At 55.8% G+C, this 360-nt stretch carries 1 tRNA gene; it reads right to left on the reverse strand.

The features are described from left to right. Positions 1 to 59 precede the first annotated feature (59 nt). Positions 60 to 131: transfer RNA gene (locus tag RTN46_RS12735), tRNA-Val, on the reverse strand. Positions 132 to 360: the final 229 nt, after the last annotated feature.

Consider the following 360-nt stretch of genomic DNA (forward strand, 5'->3'; position numbering starts at 1 on the left):
TGGCGCTTAAAACAAAATAGCCCCTGGTTCATGCGGACATGAACCAGGGGCTGGATATGTGGGCGATACTGGGTTCGAACCAGTGACCTCTTCGGTGTGAACGAAGCGCGCTACCACTGCGCCAATCGCCCTTGCGGGAGTTGCTTTCCACGTGCTGCAACGTCTAAAGATGCTAGCCCACAATCGCCCCTGATCAAAACCGGATTGGGTGGCGCTGGCGAAATGGTCCCGATTGGACGAACACCGAATCGTCCTATAGAGTTTTTCTTCGTTGGAAAGCGGGTGTTCGCCGCTTAATCCCAACATGCGGACGTAGCTCAGCTGGCTAGAGCACCACCTTGCCAAGGTGGATGTCGCGGG

It is taken from the genome of Arthrobacter sp. (assembly GCF_031988865.1).
GTDB lineage: Bacteria > Actinomycetota > Actinomycetes > Actinomycetales > Micrococcaceae > Arthrobacter_B.